Raw genomic sequence first — 19,488 nt, 5'->3', positions numbered from 1 at the left:
CGGTCAAAACTCGAGAGAGGACCGTATACCAGCAAGGCGGCCACCGGCTGACCATATTCATGGCCTCAGATATATCGGATTCGAATATATCCACGGCGCCATTCTGCCTCGCCCGAAAAAGGTTGGCACCCTGGTTAGCACTTCAACACGGTACGCTCCTGCCTGAGTGGCTCGAAATGTCAATTCCCGGCCTCTCTCACGAAGGAATTCGACGCCGTTTCGATAGATCACGATCTCAAACTGCGAATTGTCTTCGATCCTCGGAAGCCGGATTGAAAAGACTGTTTCAACATCAGCAGGAAGGGTCTCCCCCATGACCGCGCTGCTGTCCTCCTGGCGTGCGGAGAACCGAAAACCGCTGCTGTCGCCCAGTATGTCTAGCGCGAAGAAGAGGTTGCCGTTCCTTATTGCCGTATAGACAACGCGCTTATCGGATTGGAAATCTCCAGTGAGCGGTTCGCGCGAAAGGATGTGGTTGCTGGCCAACGGCATCACCGCGTCCGCGGGCGGAAATTTCGGCTCCCACCCAAGGATCCTGACGTTCTGGTGCATGTTGGGTCCATAGAACCCCACGACAGGCCGCGCTGACGCTTCCCTGTCCCATCGGGCAAGGGTTTCCGCAGGCCTGTGATAGACTCGCAAGCACGCGAGCGCACGATTTGCCGGATAAAATAGAAACGCATTCAGCTTGGCGAGAACGGAACAATCGTAGAGCTGATCGGCATAGTCCAGTATTTCAAGGCCATCTATGGCCGAATCCAGCTCACCTTTCCAGGCTCTACGGCAATTTCCCGCGTGTATGACAAGACCGAAACCTCCTTGCCGGAGATATTCTTGTAAAGCCTCGCGCGTACTTGAAATGCTTTCATGAATATAACTCTCGATATCGACAAAAAGCATGTACCCTTCGCACCGCCCGCTCTCGACCCCTGTAAGTAAAAGTACTCCGTTTCTCCAGCCCTGTTCGCCAGCAGCAATGGCATCGACGTTGTTGTGGTCTGTTATTACCAGGAAGGCCAAACCATGGCGGTGCGCGGCGCGGGATAATTCGTCATATGAACCGCGGGCATCGTGAGAGTAATCGCTGTGAACGTGGATCAGTCCGCGATACTCGAACAGAGCATCTTGATCCGGAGGCTGACCCTTTGAGGTCACGATCGGGCGTTTCGACTTGGCGGTACTGACACGCAAATAGAATGCGGCCGTGTACGCGACGTACAGCGCGCCGAGGACGCGGCCAGAGATCCACACGGAAGGAAACATAGGTATCCGCCAGTTAGGCAAGCTGACGCCTACTGCGGACCATTGATTGGCGGGACCTGTCGGAGAACTTACAATTCGGTAAGATCGGCCGTCCGGTTGCCGCTGTCATACGGGCCTTCGGATCGAAGTATCGCTCCTGAGCGACCCGTATCCTATGCCGAAGCGCGGCGGATAAAGGGCCGGGACAACGTGATGACCTCGCCGGCAATTCCATTGGACTGCCATTCCTTCAGGCGTTCCGCGACGAGCCTTGCAATAGCTTCCGGCGCTGCTCCATGCGTCGTGAGCGATGGGCTGGAATAGGCTGCGGACTCGATATTGCCGATGCCGACAATGGCAACGTCTTCGGGTATGCGCAGGCCACGCGCATTGAGTGCGGCCATGGCTCCTAGCGCCAATTCGTCACTGCCCGCCTGTATGGCTCGGAACGCTAATCCCATGTCGAGAGCCCGCTCGACGCTGTCGTGTCCTGCCCGGTAGCGGAACGCGGCGTCCCAAACCAGCCTCTGGTCGATCTGGATTCCATGAGCGGCAAGGGCCGCTTTGTACCCGCTGAATCGTTTTGTGCCGGAGGCCGACCCGCCAATTCTTCCAAGATATGCGATCCCTGGGCCACGCGTCGCAATCAGATGGGTTACCGAACGCGTCACGGCCTCGCTGTCGTCATACACGATCGAGGGGACCCCCTGCTCGTGCAGCGACAGCCCGATAGCCAGAATGGGGAAGTGCTGTTCTGCGGCCTTTCGCGACAACACGGCCAGATTGTCCTCGCTGAACGTGTCGCTTGCCGCAATGATGATTCCATGCAGTTGCAGGCTGTCCGATCGAGCCAGGATATTTTTCAGGCGATCGTGGCTGTGGCCCAGATTGTACAGGAGCAGGTCGAGACCGAGCGTCTCCAGCGCGGCCTGGATCTCCTTGGTCAGGGACGCATACACCCCTTGTTCGATATCGCCGACCAGCAGGCCTACCGTCGTGCTTCGCCCACGTCTTAACCCCTGGGCCATCTGGTTTGGATGGAAGCCGAGATCGGCGGCGGCCGCCAGAACCCTTGCCTTCATATTGTCGCTGACCGCCGGATGGCCGCTCAGCGCGCGCGAGACGCTGGCCGACGAAACGCCAGCCTGACGGGCGACTTCGAGAATCCCTGATTTCTTTCTCATTCGGCTTGACACATAAAACCAAAAATCCTTAGCTGTGGAAAAATGTAAACGTTTTCATCTGACTTGAAAACCTTTACATACGCATATTCACAACGGGTATCTCCAATTGGCAGCCTCCGTTCAGCCGTCCGTTTCAAGCCATGCGAATGCATCGGGCGACAAGATAGTGCTCAGCAAGGTCCGCAAGGTCTATGGCGGTGCCGCGGGGCCTGTCGAGGCGATCAGTTCTGTCGATCTATCGCTCATGGAGGGCCAATCGGTCAGTGTCGTGGGGCCGAGCGGTTGCGGCAAGAGCACACTCATGCGTCTCATCGCAGGGCTGGAGGCGCCCTCGTCGGGAGCCATCACCGTCGACGGCCGTGCCGTCGGCGGACCGCTCTCCGACATGAGCATCGTATTCCAGCGCGACCTCTTGCTCGACTGGCGTAACGTTCTCGACAATGTGCTTTTGCCCGCCGAGATCAAGGGGCTGAACGGGTTGCAATCACGCCAGCGTGCTGACGAGTTGCTCAGGCAATTCGGAGTCGGCGATTTCTCGCGGCACTTTCCCTGGCAACTGTCCGGCGGCATGCGCCAGCGCGTCGCCATCGCACGAAGCCTGCTTCCGTCTCCCAGCCTGATCCTGATGGATGAGCCCTTCAGCGCGCTCGACGCCATGACGCGCGACAAGATGAACGTCCTGCTGCAGGAAGTTCAGTCGGCGAACCGTGTCACCACGCTGCTGATCACCCACAGCATTCTGGAAGCAGTCTTCGTTGCCGATCGCGTGCTCGTCATGTCCGGCCGTCCCGGCAGGATCATCGACGATATCGCCGTCGAATTCCCTCGCCCCAGGCGCTTGAGCCTGCGCGAAACCCCCGAATTCACCGCCATCGTGGGCCGTATCCGGGAACAATTCGAGAAGACGGGAGACCTGACCGAATGAAGGTCGCATCACTTCCGCACGACGATGCAGGCATCACGGATCCGCTGGATCAGGCGGGCGGGCGGGGCAAATCTCTTACCGATATCCTCCCTCCCCTGCTAAGCGCCGTGATCGGCTTCGGCCTGTGGGAAGGCCTGGTGCGCTATTACGCCGTCCCGCCATACGTGTTGCCTGCACCCTCTCTGGTCTTTGTCGAACTCATTCGCAACGCGCAATATCTCTTCACCCAGCTTGGATGGACGGTGCTGGCGGCGGCATCCGGCGTCGTGCTCGCAATCGTGCTGGGCGTCCTGGCGGGGGCGCTTGTCGGGCTCTCGTCGACCGCCGACCGCATGCTTACCCCATGGCTGGTGGTGGTGCATGCGGTGCCAAAGGTCGTGATAGCACCGCTCTTTCTCATCTGGTTCGGGTTCGGGGTCCAAAGCGAGATCTTTTTCGTCGTCACCTTCACCTTCTTTCCGATCGTGGTGGCCACCATAACGGGCCTTAAATCGGCGGATCCCGACGTCCTGCAGATGGTACGCTCCATGGGCGCCTCGCGGACGCAGGTGCTACGCAAGATCATGTTCCCGGCAGCGCTGCCGATAATCCTGTCCGGCATCAAACTTTCGATCTCGCTGGCGCCGGTCGGCGCGGTGATCGGTGAATTCGTCGCCTCCAATCAGGGGCTGGGCCATCTTCTGATCAGGGCGGTGGGCGACATGGACACGGCGCTCGCCTTCGCGGCCGTCACGCTCTTTTCGATCTTCGGCGTTCTGTTGTGGCGGGCGGCCGAATTCGTGGAAGGCAAGCTTCTCCCCTGGCATCCGAGCCAGCGTGGGTAATGCAAGCCAAGGGAACGTTCTTGAAGTGGAGGAAACTATGAACTGGTTGAGATCGAAAGCCGCAAATGCGGTCCTTGGGCTGCTTGCCGGTGTGATGATGAGCGTCAGCGGCGCTCATGCGGAAACCAACAAGATCCGGTTACTGCTGGATTGGGCGTGGCTGCCTTATCATTCGCCCTTCCTGATCGCACAGCAAAAGAATTACTACCGCGACGCCGGACTGGACGTCACCTTGGAGCAAGGACGCGGCTCCGCCAGCACCGCGCTCCTGCTTTCGCAAGGGCAGTTCGACATCGCCCATCTCAACATCACCAATGCCGCGCAGATGATCGGCAAGGGCGGCCCCATCAAGGTGGTCAGCATTTACCAGCACAAATCTGGCGCTTCCTTCGTCGGCATCAAGGGCAAGGTCAAACTCGATGACCCGAAATCGCTGATCGGGCTGAGGATCGGCAGCACCCCCGGTGGCTCGGACGGCCTCAGCTTGAAGATATTCGGCAAGACATCCGGGATCGACGCTTCGAAGCTCAACATCATTTCGCTGGATGCGAACGCCAAGACCGCCGCCCTCTTCGGCGGCAAGATCGACGTGGTGAGCGGCGATGCGCCTGCCTTCAATTCCTACGTCCGCGCAACGGGCCAGGAACCGGAAACGCTGCTTTTGTCGGACTACGGGCTCCCCCTCATCGGCTTCGGCTTCGCGGTCAACGACGATTTTCTGGCAAAGAACCCGGAGACGGTGAAAAAATTCCTCGCCGCCACCAAGAAGGCATTCCAGGACGAAGAGAAGGACACCGCGGCAGCTTGTGCCCTCATGGCAAAGGAAGTGCATCTCGCCGGTGATCAGAAGCGGTGTGTGGACTATTCGAAGGGCATCTTTGCGCTTTCCACGCCACCAAGCGCCAGCGACTGGGGCATGCAGACCGAGGAGGAGTGGAAGAAGCTTACCGACACCCTGCGCAGTGTAGGCGAACTCGAATCCGACAAGCCGCTTTCCGACTACTACACCAACGATTTTGTGGCCAAATGAACGTCAGCATCAACGATGCCGGCGCGCGTGAGCGCGTCGACGTCATCATTGTCGGCGGCGGCCATAACGGTCTGGTCGCCGCCTGCTATCTCGCCAATGCCGGCCAGAAGGTTCTCGTTCTGGAGGCTGCCGATCGCCTGGGCGGACCGGTCGCGACGGTCGAATTCATGCCCGGATATTTTTCCACGATCAGCAATTCGCCGGGCTCACTCGAGCCCAAGATCGTTCATGATCTGAGGCTGGAAAAACACGGCCTGCGTTTCGTGCGTCCCGATCCGACTCTCGTACAGCCGCTCGACGGCTTCGGGCTTTATGTCGGATGGCGCGATCCAGCCCGCAACAATGCCCAGATCGAGGCCTTCGCGCCCGGTGAAGCCGCACGATACGCGCGCTTCTTCAAATATTTCCAGGATTTTGCCGATCGCCTGGGCATCTCGCTTTTCGAGCCGCCTCCTTCCCTGCAGCATCTGGTGCGCAATCTGACGCGACTGGAGGATCAGGAAGCGTTCAGCCGGATCCTGTTCGGTAGCGTACGCGATCTGATGAACGAATTCGAATTGGCGCCGCAGACGCAGGCGCTCATCGCACCGTTGGCGGTCGTCGGCGGGCAGGTGAGCCCCGCCAGCCCCGGGTCGCCCTTCAACCTCCTGACGCGGCCGCTGTCGCTTGCGTCCATTCGCAGCGATTCCGAGCACGATCCGAGACGCATGCCATTGCGTGGATCGACGGGGCTGCCCGTGGGCGGCATGGGCGCCATCATCGCCGCGATGCGAGCCGGGCTGGAGAAGAATGGCGGCCGGGTGCGCCTGGAGGAACGGGTCGACCTCTTCCGTGTCCGCAACAACCGTATTTCCGGCGTCGTGACGACGAACGGCGAGGAAATCGATGCGCCGATCGTGATCTCCGCGATCAATCCACGAACGACCGTGTCTCTGCTGGAAGACACCGCCGAGTGGGGCGAGTTGCGCGGCAAACTGGAGCGAAAGCCGATGCGCGGGCGCGCCTTCAAAGTGGTGCTGGCGCTCGACGGCATGCCGCGCTACGCGCTGGCAAAGGACACCGAGGAAGCCAAGCTGCTGGCTTCGGCCCAATTCCGTATCGCGCCCAGCCTCGATTACATCGAGGAGGCGCATTCCGACATGCTTGTCGGTCGTCTTTCGGAAAAGCCCGTGCTCTGGGGCTTGTGCCCGTCGATGACGTCACCCGAATTGGCGCCCACGGGAAAGCACGTTCTCAGTATCAATATTGGAAACGCTCCCTATCTCCTGCGCCAGGGCAGTTGGAGCACCCAGCGCGACATCTTCGCCAAGCGGGCAATCGCCACTTTGGCCGAATGGATGCCGGGTCTGCCCGATCTCATCTCCGACTACCGATGCATCGATCCGACCGAGTTCGAACAGCGTTACGGGTTGGTCGAAGCCAACATCACCCATGGTGACACGCTTCCCTGGAACAGCTTCTGGATGCGGCCGATGGCCGGACTGCACGCCTATCGTACGCCCACAGAGGGGCTTTATCTTTCCGGCAACGGTACGTGGCCAGGCAATTACGTTTCGGGGATCGCCGGCCACAACACCGCGCAGGCGGTGCTTCAAGATCTGGCATCCGTTCGGCCTTCGGCGCGGGCTTACCAAACCGTGACCTAGCCGGGCTGCATGCTGACATTTTCACGAGGACATGAAGAAAAATGATGATCGACGGGCTGCAATGCGGCCATTTTAACCGCGAAAGTTTTATGGAGCTCAAGCGTGGCGACATCGGCTGCGTGACCGTGACATGCGGCTTTTGGGAAGGGACGGTGGAGTCGCTGGATTCCCTGGGCAAGTGGCGTGACCTGGTAAGGGAAAACGACGATCTCGTCCGTATCGCGACCTCTCGCAGCGAGATCGACGCGATCATCGCTGGCGGCCGCACGGCGCTGATCATGGGTTTTCAGAATTCGAACCTTCTGGAAGGCCGTATACGGTTTGTGGAATTGTTCGCCGAACTTGGCGTGCGGGTCCTTCAACTCACCTACAACAATCAGAACGAACTTGCCGGAAGCTGCTACGAAACGGAAGATTCCGGTCTCGCCCGGTTCGGCCGCGAGGTCATCCACGAAATGAACCGTGTGGGCATCCTCGTCGACCTTTCCCATGTCGGCAATCGTTCGACGCTCGATGCGATCAAGCATTCGAGGAAGCCGGTCGCCATCACGCATGCCAACGCGGATTCACTGTTTCCCCACAAGCGCAACAAGACCGACGACGTCATCCGCGCGCTTGTGGACAATGGCGGCGTCATCGGCTGCGCCGCGTATCGCAATATCACAGGCGATTATTTCTGCCGTACCGTCGACAATTGGGTCGAAATGGTGGCCCGTACGATCGAGATCGCTGGCATCGATCATGTCGCCATAGGAACCGATCGCAGTCACAACCACGAAGTCGCCGACTACGATTGGATGCGCAAAGGCCGCTGGACGCGCGGCGTGGATTATGGTGCCGGCTCGGCCGCACGCCCCGGCAAGGTCGCGCCGCCGGACTGGTTCGGGTCCTTTTCGGATTTGAAGCTCGTTGCACCCGCTATGCAGCGCGCGGGCTTTTCGGCGGCGGATATCGACAAGGTCACCTACGGAAACTGGCTGCGCGTCTATCGCGACGTTTTCCCGGCGTGACCGCCGGCGACAATCCTGACGGATCGGACAAAACAATGCATCTAGGTGAATTCTACATGGACGGTCGATGGGTGAAGCCCACCGAACCCTCGTTCATCGATGTGATCAACCCTGCGACGGAAGAGGCCATCTGCCAGATCGCGCTTGGCGGAGCGGCCGATGTCGATGCGGCTGTCGCGGCAGCGAGAAAGGCCTTCCGCACCTTCTCGACGACGACCCGCGAGGAGCGGATCGCCCTTCTTTCCCGGATCAAGGATGGCTTCGAAGCGCGAAGCGGCGATCTGGCGAGAGCGGTCAGCGAGGAGATGGGCGCCCCGATGAAGTTCGCCCTTTCGTCACAGGTAGCGAGCGGCCCCAATCAACTTGGTGAAATGATCCGGGTGCTCGAGACCTTCGCGTTCGAAAGGCCGCACGGCAGCACCAGGATCATGCATGAGGCGATAGGAGTCTGCGGCCTGATCACGCCGTGGAACTGGCCGATCAATCAACTGATCTGCAAGGTGGCGCCGGCGCTTGCGGCGGGGTGCACGATGGTCCTGAAGCCAAGCGAGCTGTCGCCGCTCAGCGCTCTGATCATCGCCGAGATCATGCACGACGCCGATGTGCCCGCCGGGGTGTTCAACCTCGTCAACGGAGACGGGCCGACTGTCGGCCAGCGCATCGCTTCGCATCCCGACGTGGACATGGTTTCCTTCACCGGCTCGACCCGCGCCGGCGTTCTCGTCGCCCAGGCCGCCGCACCCACCGTAAAACGTGTCGCGCAGGAACTTGGCGGCAAATCGCCCAACATCCTTTTGCCGGATACCGATTTCGAACGTTCCGTGACGCTCGGCATCGCGCGGTGCTTCGGCAATAGCGGCCAGTCCTGCAGTGCCGCGACCAGGATGCTGGTTCCGCGGGATCGGCATGATGAGGTCATCGAAATCGCCGCACGGGTCACCAAGACCTACAAGACGGGATCTCCCGAGGCTGGGGACACCATGCTCGGCCCACTCGTCAGCCAGACCCAATTCGACAAGGTGCAGGCGCTTATCAGGGCAGGCGTCGACGAAGGCGCGATCCTGGTCGCCGGTGGTCCCGGCCGGCCCGACGGTCTGAACCGCGGCTACTATGTCCGTCCGACGGTTTTCGCGGGCGTGGAAAACTCGATGCGTATTGCGCGAGAGGAAATCTTCGGACCCGTGCTTGCCGTCCTGCCCTACGAAAGCATCGAGCAGGCGATCGAGATCGCCAACGACACCCCCTACGGCCTCAACGCCTATGTGCAGGGCGCAGACATCGCGCGTGCCCGGCAGGTTGCCGCGGCACTGCGCGCGGGTAGCGTGCATATCAACTACCCGCCCGTCGATCGGAGCGCCCCTTTCGGTGGCTACAAGCAATCCGGGAATGGCCGCGAATGGGGCGAGTATGGCCTTCTCGAATTTCTCGAGACCAAGGCCATCGTCGGCTTCGGAGAAGCCTGAGCCATGACCGAAAAGATCGCGCTCGACATTCATTGCCACCTCGTCCCGCTGACGCAAGACCACACCAACGGTATCGAAGGCGTCGAATGGAAACAGGGGACTTTGTCGATTGACGGCTACGTCCTGGCGACGCCATCCGTTTACGACGTCGATGCGCTTCTTCGCTGGATGGACGACAATGGCGTCGAGCGCGCCTGGATCTCGGTCCCGCCACCGCTCTATCGGCTTGATCTTTCCGAGGGGGAGGCACGGGGCTGGACGTCGCGCCTCAATGAAGCGCTCGCAGACACGGCGAGGCGCCATGCGTCGCGCTTCAAGGCCATGTTGCATCTTCCGCTGCAGCATCCAGCACTCGCCAGCACGGTCGCGAAGGAGTGGACGGCCAAGGGCCAGACGATCTTTGCCATGCCGGCAGGATCGGCCAGCCACGGCATATTCCTGTCCGATTCCGCCTACGAGCCGTTATGGACAGCCTTGGACGAAGCGGAGGCATTCCTGTTTTTGCATCCCTGCAAGGGGTGCGACCCGCGATACGATCATTTCTATCTTCACAATCTGCTCGGCAGTCCGGTCGAAACGGCGCTCGCCGCTGCGCATCTGGCGCTTTCAGGGATACTTGACCGCCATACGAAGATGAAAATTTGCCTCGCACATGGCGGCGGAGCGACCGCTGCGGTAGCTGGGCGTCTTGAACGCGGTCAATTGACCGGACGCCCGGGCGCCGACACGGGAGCGAGGCCGCCCAGGGAAGTCTTCCGTGGTGTCTGCGTCGATTGCATCTGCCACGACCCCGCCGCCTTGCGACTGGCGGCCGCGGCCCACGGCGAAGAGAACGTATTTTTCGGCTCCGACTGGCCGTTTTCCATGGGCCTGCCCAACCCGCACGAACAACTGGCCGGCGTCGAACCGGCCTTGCGCCGGAAGATAATCTGCGACAACGCGCAGGTGCTTCTGGAAAGATATCGCTAATTCGGCATCATTGGGTAGAGGCTGCAAACAAACGTCTATTTGAGTGACGAGGCCGCTGCAGGCGATATTGCTCTTTGCAGGTCTCGGTGCGGATGGATAGGATCCGGTATCATCCGGCCCCTTCGGTGTGGATCACTTGATCTGCGAGAAGCGCCGCGACCTCGGGTTTCGAGAAGCCGTAAGAGGCAAGTACCTCCGCCGAATGCTGGCCTAACCGGGGCGCCAGCGACCCGATCCCGGGCTGCGACGCCGACCATGTCTGGGGAATATCCATCATGCGGATACGTCCCTCGGTCGGATGATCGACAGTCTTGAAAAAATCGATCGCGGCCATGTGTTCGTCTTCGAGCAACTCGTCGGGCGTAGTCAGCCGCATGGCCGGGATGTCGTTCTCCCGGAAGAAGGCCAGCCATTCTTCCGTCGTCCGCGTCATGAGCGTTTCAGCAAGGAAGTCGTACAGGAAACCGATGTTTTCGGTGCGGCCCGCGATCGTCACGTAGCGAGGATCGCGGGCCATGTCATCGCGTCCAACAGCGGTAAAGAAGCGCTTCCAGTGCTTGTCGTTGTAGACGAGCACGCCGACATGGCCATCGCTGGTTCGATACGGCTTCCGGTTCTTGTCCATCATCCGCACATAGCCCGTCGGGCCGAGCGGAGGATCGAACGTCTTGCCGTAAAGATGATCGCCCATGACGAATTCCGCCATGCTTTCGAACATCGGCACTTCGACCGCCTGCCCCTTGCCCGTCCGTTCGCGATAGTAGAGCGCCATCCCGATCGCCGACGCGCCCATCATGCCGACGGCGCGGTCGGCAATTGCCAATGCGATATAGGTCGGCTCGCCAAGGCCGCGCGCCTGCAGCACCGGTATGCCGATCGCGGTCTGGATGAGGTCGTCATAGGCCGGCTTGTCCGCATAGGGACCAGACTGTCCGTAGCCGAAAGTGCCGCAGTAGATGATGCGCGGGTTGAGCGCCGCGACCTCGGCATAGGAGAGGCCGAGCCGCTCCATCGCCTTGGGGCGGAAACTGTAAAGCAGCACATCGGCCTGCCGAAGCAGGCGTCGCAGCACGGCTGAGCCCTGCTCCTTCTTGAGATCGAGAGCGAGGCTGCGCTTGTTACGATTGAGATTTATGAAATAAGGGCCCATGCCCCTGCTGCGCGAAGGTCCCACGCCGCGCAGCGTATCGCCTTCCGGCGGCTCGACCTTGCAGACGTCCGCGCCCATGTCGCCCAGTATCTGCGCCGCATAGGGTCCCATCACGTTCATCGTCATATCGACGACGCGTACGCCTTCAAGTGGCCCGCTCATAACGCTTCCTTCTTCAATTCCGGCACCGCCCGCGGAGCGACCACCCCAAGGGTTTCCAGTTCCGCGATTTCCGTCGGGTCGAACCCGACTTCTTCCAGCATTTGCCGCGAATGCTCTCCGGCTTCAGGAGCCGTCCAACGAAGAGCGGCGCCACGTTCACCGTCGGCCAGCACCGGGAATGGGATATGCCGTTCGCCGTCCATGGCCATGACCATCGCCCGGCCGGATATCTGCCGGCTCTGGCTGGCTTCGAACGGCGTAAGGCTGAGCTGCGCCGGAACGTCGTGCTGCTCGAAGAGCCGAAGCCAGTCGCCGGCATCGCGCATGCGCATGATTTCGCGCATCCGCATCGACAGGTCGTCCCCCCGCGCGCGGCGGCCTTTCTCCGAGGCGAGGCCCGGGTCGTCCAGATCCGGGGCGATGTCACGCGCCGCCGCGACGAAGTTGCGCCAGAACTGCTCCTCGACAATGCCAAGCGCGATATGCCGCCCATCGCCGGTTTCGAACAGATCGTTGGTCGGCCAGAGGTGGTCCTGCGATGCTCCGTCAAGGTCGAGCCCATGCCGGATCGAGGCGAACGACATAGCCGCTTCGCTGAGGCTCAGATCGAGCACACGCCCCCTCCCCGTCGAAACCCTTTCGTGCAATGCCGCTAAAATGGCGATGGCCGCGTAAGTGCCGCCGGCGAGATCGGCCATCGGAATGGCCGAACGGCGCGGCTTTTCACCCCAATGGCCCGACAAGGCCATGGCGCCTGCGGCACACAGATAGTTGAGGTCATGACCCGGAATTCCGCTCCACGGGCCGGATCGGCCGTAACCGGAAAGGGAGCAGTAGATCAGGCGCGGATTGCTCTTTTGCAAAGCGTCGGCGCCGATGCCGAGCCTGTCGGCCACGCCCGGCCGGAAGCCCTCGAGCGCGACATCGGCCCATCGCGCAAGCCTGCTGACGACCCTGCCCGCCTCGACATGTTTCAGATCGAGCCTCATACTGCGCTTGTTCCGGTTCGCCATGCGGAACAGGGAAGACGGCATGCGCCGCGCGAAGTCGCCGGCCGGCGGCTCGACCTTCAGCACGTCAGCGCCCAGATCCGCCAGGGCAACCGTGCAGAACGGACCGGGAAGCAGAAGGGAGAAGTCGAGGACCCGCACCCCCTCGAGCGGCTGCCAGCCAATGCGCGGTTGCTCGGATTCGGGAACTGAGCCGTTCATCATCTGCGTGCCCCTCAATAGGATTTCGGCAGCCCGAGCACACGCTCGGCGATGAAGCTCAGGATCATCTGAGGGCTAACCGGCGCGATGCGCGGAATGAGGACCTCGCGCAGATAGCGCTCGACGTGGAACTCCTTGGAATAACCCATCCCGCCATGCGTCATGACAGCCGTTTCGCAGGCGCGGAAGCCGGCTTCGCCGCCGAGATATTTCGCGGCGTTCGCCTCGGCGCCGCATTCGATGCCCTTATCGTAAAGGGTCGCAGCCTTCAGCATCATGAGATTGGCGGCCTCGAGCTCGACCCAGGCGCGCGCCAGCGGATGCTGGATGCTTTGGTTCTGGCCGATAGGCCTGTGGAAGACCACCCTTTCGCCGGCATAGCGGGCCGCGCGCCGGATGGCGGCACGGCCGATCCCGATCGCCTCCGCCGCGATCAGAATCCGCTCCGGGTTCATGCCATGCAGGATGGACCTGAAGCCCTCGCCTTCGGCGCCGATCCGGTCCTCTTCCGGCACGGTCATCCGGTCGAAGAAAAGCTGGTTGGAATCGACAGCGTGGCGACCCATCTTGCCAATCTCGCGCACCTCCACGCGGTCCCGATCAAGATCGGTGTAGAAAAGCGTCAGCCCCTCGGTCTTCTTCTTCACCCGATCCAGCGGCGTGGTGCGCGCAAGGAGCAATATCTTGTTGGCAACCTGCGCCGTCGATATCCAGATCTTCTGACCGGTTATCTCATAGCGGTCGCCCTTTTTCTCTGCCCGGGTTTTCAACTCGGTCGTGTTGAGGCCCGCATCCGGTTCGGTGACGGCGAAACAGGCCTTGTCCTCACCGGCGATCAAAGGCGGAAGCATTCGCTTCTTCTGTTCCTCCGTGCCGAAGACGACAACCGGATTGAGCCCGAAAATGTTCATATGGACGGCGGATGCGCCGCTCATCGCCGCACCCGATTCCGCCACCGCCTGCATCATGATCGCGGCCTCGGTGATGCCCAGGCCAGCGCCCCCGTATGCTTCCGGCATGGCGATGCCGAGCCAGCCTCCCGTCGCCATCGCGGCATGGAATTTACGGGGGAACTTTCCGTCGCGGTCACGCTCCAGCCAGTAATCGTCTCCGAATGCCCGGCACAATTCGGAAACGGCGGAACGGATCTGCTCCTGGTCGGCGTTCAGGGCGAAGTCCATACGATCCTCGTTCTATCCGACATAGTTTTCCAGCACCCGGGCGTCCCGTGCCACGCTCGACGCGGGACCATGAAAGGCGATCTGCCCGCCCGCCATGACATAGGCATGTTCGGCATGCTTCAGGACCTCGTGCGTGTTCTGCTCCACCTGAAGGATCGTCATGCCTTCGGCGTGGAGCTTCTTCAGTTGGGCAAAAACCTGGGTCACCAACAGCGGCATCAGCCCCCAGGAAATCTCGTCGATCAGCAGCAATCGCGGTGCGCCGACGAGGGCGCGGCCGAGCGCAAGCATCTGCTGCTCGCCGCCGGACAGGGTGGACGCGGTCTGCCTGCGCCTTTCGGCCAGCCGGGGGAAGAGCCCATAGGCATGGTCGATACCTTGTCGCAGCGCCGCGGGCTCGCGATTGTAGCCGCCGACGCGCAGGTTCTCCTCGACCGTCATGTCGCCAAAGAGCTGCCGCCCCTCGGGTACGAAGCCCAGTCCGAGCCGTTGCCGTTCCCAGGCCGGCACGGAATTAAGATCGGTGCCGTCAAGCATGATCCGGCCGCCATAGCGCGCAAGACCCATGACGGCGCGCATCAACGAGGATTTGCCAGCGCCATTGGAACCGATGAGCGTGGTCCAGTTCCCCTTGGCAACGTGGAGTGCCGCCCCGGAGACCGCCACCGCTTTTCCGTACCGCACCTCCAGGGCTTCGACAGCGAGCATTCAGACGGCCCCCTCGCCCAGATAGGCGCGCACGACCTGCGGATCGACCCGGACCTCCTCGGGCAAGCCGCTAGCGATCACCGTTCCCGCATCCATCACCATCGCCCTGTCGCAGACCGGCAGCGACTGCCGCACATTGTGCTCGACCATCACGATCGCCGTCGACGGTTTCAGCGTAACGATGAAGTCGAGAAGCTCCGCGGACTCGCGGCCGCTCAACCCCGCAAGCGGCTCGTCCAGGAGGAGCAGCCGCGGCTCGAGTGCCAGGACGCGGGCAACCTCCAGCCGCTTCAGCATGCCGAGCGTGAGTTGGGAGGCGACATCGCCTGCTCGCTCTCCCAAGCCGACGCGCTGCAGCAATTCGCAGGCTGCGTCTTCGTCATGCGCACGAGCCGCCCCCCTGCGCGGCACTCCGGCAAGAACGTTTTCGAGAACAGTGAGATCACGGAAAGGGCGCGTGACCTGGAACGTGCGGCCGAGGCCGAGCCGGACGCGGCGCCATGCAGGCAGCCGCGTCACGTCCTGCCCGTCGAGCAGGATGACACCGTCGTCCGGACGCTGTTCGCCGGCAACAAGATTGAAAAGCGTCGTCTTGCCGGCCCCGTTGGGTCCGAAAAGGCCAAGGAGTTCTCCGGTGTCGACCTTAATATCGGTCGCACGGACCGCCCGGACACCGCCGAAGGACTTGTGCAGCGCCTTTGCGTCGAGAACGGCCGTCATTGCACGAGTTCCCGTGGATTGGCCGCCGATGCCTCAAACCTGCGCCGGTCGCGAAATCGCGACAGGATAAACGGCACGAGCCCCGACGGCATGAAAAGGATCACGGCAAGAAGCAGTGCGCCTACGACGACAAGATGCAATCCGGGGGCGAATATCTGCAATATCTCTCCGACGCCGACGAAAAGGACCGCGCCGGCCACCGGACCGAATGCGGTCGCAACCCCGCCTACGAGCGGTACCGCCAGAGCCGTGATGGACGTGTCGAAGGAAAAGACGACATCCGGATAGAGCGATGCCGTAAAAAGGCCGTGAACGGCGCCAACGAGGCCGGCAATCGCCGCGCTGGCGCAAAATAGCATTATCTTCAGCCGCGCGGACGCGATGCCGAGCGACAAGGCGGCGGTTTCGTCGCCTTTGATGGCAAGCAGCCTGACCCCTGTCCTGCTCCTGCGGATGATCACCATCGCGATCGTCGCCAGCACCGCAAGAACGATCATCATTATCTGAGGCAGCCAGATCGGCAGGATTTCCTGCAGGGGCAGTCCACCGGGGCCGCCGGTCGCCGGCAGCTTGCGTACCGCGAGGAGAGTCAGAGCCTGGAAGAAAAGCGTGGCGAAGGTAAAGGCGATGCCGCGCAGCCGCAAACTGGTGATCCCGATGACCAGCGAAGCCAGAATGGCGGCCGCGGCGCCGGCAAGAACGGCTAGCCACAGCGGAACGCCGGCATTCATTCCGATGATCGTCGCATATGCGCCGATGCCGGCAAGCGCGCCGTGGGCGAAGGAGACATACCCGGTCATCCCGGACATCAGGTTCCAGGATTGGCCCAGCGCCAGATTATAGGCCACGTAGTAAACCAGCATCTGCTGGTAGCGCGAGGCGCCGAACAGCGGGAGTGCCGCGGCAGCCACGCCAACGGCCACCGTGACGATGAGAGCGGCGGCGCTGGAACGGGAGACCGCCGCCATCATCCCATCTCCGTTGCCCGGCCGAGCAGGCCCTGCGGGCGTATGAGCAAGGTCATATAGAGTATGAGATAGGTGATGATTTTTGCCCAGGAATCGTCGAACACATAGCCGAATACGCTCTGGACCAGGCCGATCAGAAGGGCGGCGACAAGGGCGCCGGGGATGCTGCCCATGCCGCCGACCACAACGACGACGAAACCCTCGAGTACCCAGTCATTGCCCACGGTCGGTGTCGTTGTGCCGACCAGACTGATGAGCGAACCCGCGACAGCGGCAAGGCCGACCGCGAGACCGAAGGCGAGGCGCTCGATAAAGCGGATGTTGATGCCCGAGCTCGCGGCCGCGTCGCGGTTTTGCGCGAGAGCGCGGAAGGCAAGCCCCAGCCGGGCGGAGCGCAACAGCAAGATGGCGGCAGCGGCAAGAAAAAGACAGACCAGGAGCACGCTCAGGCTGCGCACGCCGACGGTGATCGCCCCTAGATGCAAGTCTCCGCTCGGACCTTCCGAATAGCTGCGGAAATCACCACCGAAGAAGAACGAGAAGAGCCCGAGCCCGAGGATCGAAAGCGAATAGGTGACCATCAGGGCGTCAAGCGGCGGCCGCTCCATCACCCGGCTGATCAGCAGCGCCTGAATGATCCATCCAAGCACCGCTCCCGTAAGAAAAGCTGCCGGGATGCCTATAAAAGGCGACAGGCCAACCCCGCCGGCGATCAGCCAGGTGATGTAGGCGCCAAGCGTGATGAATTCGCCATGCGCGAAATTGACCACGCGCATGACGCCGAAGATCAGCGCCAGGCCGAGCGCGACGAGACCGAGCAGCCCGCCGACAACAAGACCGTTGGCGACGAGCTGGAGGGCAAGGGTGGCGCTTGCCGTCATCTGGGACGTCCTACCGGCTCAATTATTTCCAAGCCGGCTTGGGCCACTCGGCGGCCGCGCCGGACTCGCCCCCCACAACTTTCGACGTGCCGCCCTGCCACTGGGTGGAAAGATAGCGGTAACCGACCTGCTGGCCCTTCTCGTTGACCTTGAAATTGCCCAGTACCGTTTCGACGTCGCTCGACGCGATATAGTCGCGGATAGCCTCCGGTTCGGCGCCTTTGGCCTTTATCGCGGCTTCGAGAACCTGCCCGGCCGCATAAGCCGCCGCCGAATGATAGGACGGGGTTCGGCTGTATTTCTTTCCGTATGCGCCGACAAACGCATCATTGGCCGCACTCTTCACCGACGCTTCCCAGGCAGACCGCCCGAAGATACCTTCGACATTGGCCCCAAGCGCGTCCTTGGTCACGCCATCGGCAGCCTGGATGAAATGATATCCATCGGGGTTGAACCCGCGTTCGATCATCTGTCGGGTCAGGGCGATACTCGGCTGATAGTATCCCCCCATCGAAACGGCGTGCGCGCCAAAGCTGACGATCTTTTCGATAATCGATCGGAAGTCCTGGCCGCCGGGAGCATATCCATACGTTTCCACGGTGAAACCCATTTTCTCGGCGAACGGAACCGCCCAGTCCTTTGCTGCGATCGAGAAAGGGTTCTCCTCGAAGATAATGGCAAGCTTCTTCTGATCGCCGGCCTTTTCGCCCAGCACCTTGATGAAGCCTTCATGGTCGTAGTCGGACGAGGGAAACGCCTGAAAGCTCCATTTCAGTTTGCGGCGCGTCCAGATGCTGCTGTCGGATGCGATCGTACCGACCAGAGGAATCTGGCTCCGTTCGACGACGACCGCCGCCGCATCGGTGATGGGGCTCGAATAGGGGCCAAGGATTGCTACCGCGCCGTCCCGGTCGATGAGGCGCTGGGTCAGAACGCGCCCGGTATCGGGGTTGCTCTCGTCATCGTAGATAGTGATCTTGATCTTGCTTCCTTTGATGCCGCCGGCGGCATTGATTTGCTCCTCCCAGAGCCGATAGCCTTCCTCGACATACTTTGCCGAATCCGAGAACCGCCCGGTAAGGGACAGGGATGCGCCGATACTGATCGTGTCTGCGGCTTGCGCAAAACGACCTCCCGTGACACCCAACGCGCCAACGGCTGCGGCACTTCCTAAAAAGGTACGTCTCGATATCGAATTCATTGGCCTTATCTCCTCCTGATTAGCCTTTGCGTGGCATTTCCAATCGTCTTTCAGGGCGCTCCTGTGCTGCGGTCCTCCACCGCCTTCGCCTCTCGGATTCCTCCCATCTGTGCCGACAGTTCGTCGGCACGTCGTTTCAATTCCTCTCCAACGCTTGCATAACCGAACCTGCGGAGTCGTTCGCTGACCCCGACGATCACCAGGGCATTTCGTAGCCCCGTCGCCGAAAAAACCGGCGCCGCGATCGTGGTCACGCCAAAGATGTAATTGCCGTCATCGACGGCGTAGCCGACCTTACGGACCTGCTCGACCTCGCGCCGCCAGATCTCCCATTGCGGCGGGTTGTCCCAGCGCAATTGACCGAAGCGCATCTCGATCTCATCGGAAGGATAAGAGCCGAAGGCAGCGATGCAGCGACCCGTCGCACTGATGAGCGCCGGAAATCGGCTGCCGATATCCGTACGAAGCCGCAGACCCTGCTCCATCCGGGAGATGGCAACCACCACCATGTGTTTCAGGCCGACCGCTTCGACCCCTATCGCCGTCGAAGCCCATTTTGCCGAAAGCCCATCAAGAACTGGCTGTGCCAGGTCACTGAAACTGCTCCGCCGCAGCACGCCGCCGGCAATCGACAGGATTCCCGCCGACAATTCGTACCGCTTCGTAGCGGCGTCGAAAGTCACCAGTTCTTCGGCCACCAGCACCCGCAGAATATGCAGACAGGTCGAAGGAATAAGGCCGAGCGCGTTGGCGACCGCGTGTACGCCCATCGGCACGTCGCTTCTACCCAACAACCGCAGGATGGCGATGACGCGGGACGCGGCAGGCACCGGTCGGGTAACGACCGCACGCTGCTTGCCGGCCTGGCTTTCCGGCGTGCCGACGTTTCGTACCGGCCGGCTCGCTATCTTGTTCGTAGTCGAGCGTTTCCTATCCATCGTTGTCTACCTACAACGAACATAGCGTATTGACAACACGATTTTTCGATGGCGTTACTCTTCGGGAATTTTGAC

At 61.4% G+C, this 19,488-nt stretch carries 18 protein-coding genes; 7 read left to right on the top strand and 11 right to left on the bottom strand.

Annotated elements, in window-relative coordinates; genetic code table 11:
* Positions 1 to 57: 57 nt before the first annotated feature.
* Together RBH77_RS06970 and RBH77_RS06965 are read right to left on the bottom strand one after the other, a co-directional pair.
* On the bottom strand, positions 58 to 1,263 hold the full coding sequence (locus tag RBH77_RS06970) for a PHP domain-containing protein (protein ID WP_311031412.1): 1,206 nt from the start codon (positions 1,261 to 1,263) through the stop codon (positions 58 to 60).
* Positions 1,264 to 1,415: 152 nt separating this feature from the next.
* Positions 1,416 to 2,426, bottom strand: a complete 1,011-nt coding sequence (locus RBH77_RS06965) for a LacI family DNA-binding transcriptional regulator (protein ID WP_311031411.1) — start codon at positions 2,424 to 2,426, stop codon at positions 1,416 to 1,418.
* 166 nt (positions 2,427 to 2,592) lie between these two features.
* On the opposite strand from RBH77_RS06965, the gene RBH77_RS06960 reads away from it, so the two are divergent.
* Genes RBH77_RS06960 through RBH77_RS06930 form a run of 7 tightly spaced genes read left to right on the top strand, consistent with a single transcriptional unit; the run spans position 2,593 to position 10,293 of the window.
* Positions 2,593 to 3,351: an ABC transporter ATP-binding protein gene (locus RBH77_RS06960; protein ID WP_311031410.1), complete on the top strand. Its 759-nt coding sequence runs from the start codon at positions 2,593 to 2,595 to the stop codon at positions 3,349 to 3,351.
* On the top strand, positions 3,348 to 4,175 hold the full coding sequence (locus RBH77_RS06955) for an ABC transporter permease (RefSeq protein ID WP_311031409.1): 828 nt from the start codon (positions 3,348 to 3,350) through the stop codon (positions 4,173 to 4,175). The genes RBH77_RS06960 and RBH77_RS06955 overlap by 4 nt, the downstream gene beginning before the upstream one ends.
* Positions 4,176 to 4,212: 37 nt before the next feature.
* On the top strand, positions 4,213 to 5,205 hold the full coding sequence (locus RBH77_RS06950) for an ABC transporter substrate-binding protein (RefSeq protein WP_311031408.1): 993 nt from the start codon (positions 4,213 to 4,215) through the stop codon (positions 5,203 to 5,205).
* Positions 5,202 to 6,851, top strand: a complete 1,650-nt coding sequence (locus RBH77_RS06945) for a phytoene desaturase family protein (protein WP_311031407.1) — start codon at positions 5,202 to 5,204, stop codon at positions 6,849 to 6,851. Before RBH77_RS06950 ends, RBH77_RS06945 begins: the two co-directional genes overlap by 4 nt.
* A 41-nt stretch (positions 6,852 to 6,892) precedes the next feature.
* The gene (locus RBH77_RS06940) at positions 6,893 to 7,861 is read left to right on the top strand and encodes a dipeptidase (protein WP_311031406.1); all 969 of its coding nucleotides are present in this window, start codon (positions 6,893 to 6,895) and stop codon (positions 7,859 to 7,861) included.
* Positions 7,862 to 7,896: 35 nt separating this feature from the next.
* On the top strand, positions 7,897 to 9,324 hold the full coding sequence (locus RBH77_RS06935; protein ID WP_311031404.1) for an aldehyde dehydrogenase family protein: 1,428 nt from the start codon (positions 7,897 to 7,899) through the stop codon (positions 9,322 to 9,324).
* Between the two features lie 3 nt (positions 9,325 to 9,327).
* Complete coding sequence (locus RBH77_RS06930; RefSeq protein WP_311031403.1) at positions 9,328 to 10,293, top strand: amidohydrolase family protein; 966 nt, start codon at positions 9,328 to 9,330, stop codon at positions 10,291 to 10,293.
* 109 nt (positions 10,294 to 10,402) lie between these two features.
* On the opposite strand, the gene RBH77_RS06925 is transcribed toward RBH77_RS06930, so the two are convergent.
* The 9 genes from RBH77_RS06925 to RBH77_RS06885 are packed head-to-tail and all read right to left on the bottom strand — an operon-like array spanning position 10,403 to position 19,413.
* Positions 10,403 to 11,605, bottom strand: coding sequence for a CaiB/BaiF CoA transferase family protein (locus RBH77_RS06925; protein WP_311031402.1), 1,203 nt, complete (start codon positions 11,603 to 11,605; stop codon positions 10,403 to 10,405).
* A complete protein-coding gene (locus RBH77_RS06920) occupies positions 11,602 to 12,819 on the bottom strand; it encodes a CaiB/BaiF CoA transferase family protein (protein ID WP_311031401.1) in 1,218 nt (405 codons plus the stop codon). The genes RBH77_RS06925 and RBH77_RS06920 overlap by 4 nt, the downstream gene beginning before the upstream one ends.
* Positions 12,820 to 12,830: 11 nt before the next feature.
* Positions 12,831 to 13,997, bottom strand: a complete 1,167-nt coding sequence (locus tag RBH77_RS06915; RefSeq protein ID WP_311031400.1) for an acyl-CoA dehydrogenase family protein — start codon at positions 13,995 to 13,997, stop codon at positions 12,831 to 12,833.
* 12 nt (positions 13,998 to 14,009) lie between these two features.
* Positions 14,010 to 14,705: an ABC transporter ATP-binding protein gene (locus tag RBH77_RS06910; protein ID WP_311031399.1), complete on the bottom strand. Its 696-nt coding sequence runs from the start codon at positions 14,703 to 14,705 to the stop codon at positions 14,010 to 14,012.
* Entirely contained in the window at positions 14,706 to 15,425 is a 720-nt protein-coding gene (locus RBH77_RS06905; RefSeq protein WP_311031398.1) for an ABC transporter ATP-binding protein, read from the bottom strand. It lies immediately after the preceding gene.
* Positions 15,422 to 16,393 (bottom strand): branched-chain amino acid ABC transporter permease, encoded by a 972-nt coding sequence (locus RBH77_RS06900; RefSeq protein ID WP_311031397.1) that lies wholly within the window; start codon positions 16,391 to 16,393, stop codon positions 15,422 to 15,424. Before RBH77_RS06900 ends, RBH77_RS06905 begins: the two co-directional genes overlap by 4 nt.
* Entirely contained in the window at positions 16,393 to 17,274 is an 882-nt protein-coding gene (locus RBH77_RS06895; protein WP_311031396.1) for a branched-chain amino acid ABC transporter permease, read from the bottom strand. The genes RBH77_RS06900 and RBH77_RS06895 overlap by 1 nt, the downstream gene beginning before the upstream one ends.
* Positions 17,275 to 17,296: 22 nt before the next feature.
* On the bottom strand, positions 17,297 to 18,475 hold the full coding sequence (locus RBH77_RS06890; protein WP_311031394.1) for an ABC transporter substrate-binding protein: 1,179 nt from the start codon (positions 18,473 to 18,475) through the stop codon (positions 17,297 to 17,299).
* A 50-nt stretch (positions 18,476 to 18,525) separates the two neighbouring features.
* Positions 18,526 to 19,413, bottom strand: coding sequence for an IclR family transcriptional regulator (locus tag RBH77_RS06885; protein ID WP_311031393.1), 888 nt, complete (start codon positions 19,411 to 19,413; stop codon positions 18,526 to 18,528).
* Positions 19,414 to 19,488 lie beyond the last annotated feature (75 nt).

Origin of the sequence: Mesorhizobium koreense, assembly GCF_031656215.1 — a bacterium.
Lineage (GTDB): Bacteria > Pseudomonadota > Alphaproteobacteria > Rhizobiales > Rhizobiaceae > Mesorhizobium_L > Mesorhizobium_L koreense.
Note: the sequence above shows the minus strand (reverse complement) of the source record. Positions and strands in the feature narration are given on the sequence as shown.

What these genes read in the sequence shown, in the direction of transcription:
- RBH77_RS06965 (WP_311031411.1), bottom strand. Translation starts at nt 2,426, where the DNA reads ATGAGAAAGAAATCAGGGATTCTCGAAGTCGCCCGTCAGGCTGGCGTT.
- RBH77_RS06945 (WP_311031407.1), top strand. Translation starts at nt 5,202, where the DNA reads ATGAACGTCAGCATCAACGATGCCGGCGCGCGTGAGCGCGTCGACGTC.
- RBH77_RS06970 (WP_311031412.1), bottom strand. Translation starts at nt 1,263, where the DNA reads ATGTTTCCTTCCGTGTGGATCTCTGGCCGCGTCCTCGGCGCGCTGTAC.
- RBH77_RS06900 (WP_311031397.1), bottom strand. Translation starts at nt 16,393, where the DNA reads ATGGCGGCGGTCTCCCGTTCCAGCGCCGCCGCTCTCATCGTCACGGTG.
- RBH77_RS06910 (WP_311031399.1), bottom strand. Translation starts at nt 14,705, where the DNA reads ATGCTCGCTGTCGAAGCCCTGGAGGTGCGGTACGGAAAAGCGGTGGCG.
- RBH77_RS06890 (WP_311031394.1), bottom strand. Translation starts at nt 18,475, where the DNA reads ATGAATTCGATATCGAGACGTACCTTTTTAGGAAGTGCCGCAGCCGTT.
- RBH77_RS06915 (WP_311031400.1), bottom strand. Translation starts at nt 13,997, where the DNA reads ATGGACTTCGCCCTGAACGCCGACCAGGAGCAGATCCGTTCCGCCGTT.
- RBH77_RS06905 (WP_311031398.1), bottom strand. Translation starts at nt 15,425, where the DNA reads ATGACGGCCGTTCTCGACGCAAAGGCGCTGCACAAGTCCTTCGGCGGT.
- RBH77_RS06925 (WP_311031402.1), bottom strand. Translation starts at nt 11,605, where the DNA reads ATGAGCGGGCCACTTGAAGGCGTACGCGTCGTCGATATGACGATGAAC.
- RBH77_RS06930 (WP_311031403.1), top strand. Translation starts at nt 9,328, where the DNA reads ATGACCGAAAAGATCGCGCTCGACATTCATTGCCACCTCGTCCCGCTG.
- RBH77_RS06955 (WP_311031409.1), top strand. Translation starts at nt 3,348, where the DNA reads ATGAAGGTCGCATCACTTCCGCACGACGATGCAGGCATCACGGATCCG.
- RBH77_RS06935 (WP_311031404.1), top strand. Translation starts at nt 7,897, where the DNA reads ATGCATCTAGGTGAATTCTACATGGACGGTCGATGGGTGAAGCCCACC.
- RBH77_RS06885 (WP_311031393.1), bottom strand. Translation starts at nt 19,413, where the DNA reads ATGGATAGGAAACGCTCGACTACGAACAAGATAGCGAGCCGGCCGGTA.
- RBH77_RS06920 (WP_311031401.1), bottom strand. Translation starts at nt 12,819, where the DNA reads ATGATGAACGGCTCAGTTCCCGAATCCGAGCAACCGCGCATTGGCTGG.
- RBH77_RS06895 (WP_311031396.1), bottom strand. Translation starts at nt 17,274, where the DNA reads ATGACGGCAAGCGCCACCCTTGCCCTCCAGCTCGTCGCCAACGGTCTT.
- RBH77_RS06940 (WP_311031406.1), top strand. Translation starts at nt 6,893, where the DNA reads ATGATGATCGACGGGCTGCAATGCGGCCATTTTAACCGCGAAAGTTTT.
- RBH77_RS06950 (WP_311031408.1), top strand. Translation starts at nt 4,213, where the DNA reads ATGAACTGGTTGAGATCGAAAGCCGCAAATGCGGTCCTTGGGCTGCTT.